This window comes from Priestia sp. BR_2 (assembly GCF_041954005.1).
Lineage (GTDB): Bacteria > Bacillota > Bacilli > Paenibacillales > Paenibacillaceae > Paenibacillus_AQ > Paenibacillus_AQ lautus_A.
Map to the genome: position 1 here is coordinate 1 of NZ_JAVFHM010000212.1, position 636 is coordinate 636.

Genomic DNA, 636 nt, shown 5'->3' on the forward strand with positions numbered 1-636 from the left:
GGCATACTAACCACCTTAGCTAAAAAAGTCTTTTCTTCTACGCTGAAAATTCACTTTCACAATCCATTGACAAAAATGATAGTATTCAGAATTTGCATCTGGCATCTTAACACTTAACTTTTTTTGGAGAATCTTCCATTGAACTTTATTTAATTTCATGAATGACCTTTTATTTTTCTTCATATATTGTAATAATTTTTCATTCATCGTAAAACCATGATTACTTGGATTTACCCCTTCTGCAAGAAGATTGGCCATTGTACGGGCACATTTTTCACATTTTCCGCAGTTTTGTCCTTTTTTTGATTCCCAGCATACCCTTAATTGTAGTTTAGAACCTTTTTTCTTTATATAATCTGTGATAATTTGTATCTTATCAAACCTATTTAGCTTCGTACCGTCTAAATTAACCCTCGTCTCACCCCATTTAATATTATTCTCAATTAATGGGTGTGATCCCCATGATGTGGAATATAATTTGTTGTTATTTGACAAAAGGGGTGTGGAAGCAAAATGAATTTTATTCACACCCTTAATAAAGGATAAAGGAGCAGATAAACCTACTAGACCCAAACCATGCTGAATGCCTCCCCACCATCCCCTAAGACCCTGCTTAGCATAGTCTTTGTTAAGGTT

1 protein-coding gene is annotated in these 636 nt (G+C 34.1%); it reads right to left on the reverse strand.

Going from position 1 to position 636, the window contains the following annotated elements:
• Window positions 1–15: 15 nt before the first annotated feature.
• On the reverse strand, window positions 16–636 hold a 621-nt coding region (locus RB298_RS15595; RefSeq protein ID WP_486047531.1), incomplete at its 5' end, for a hypothetical protein.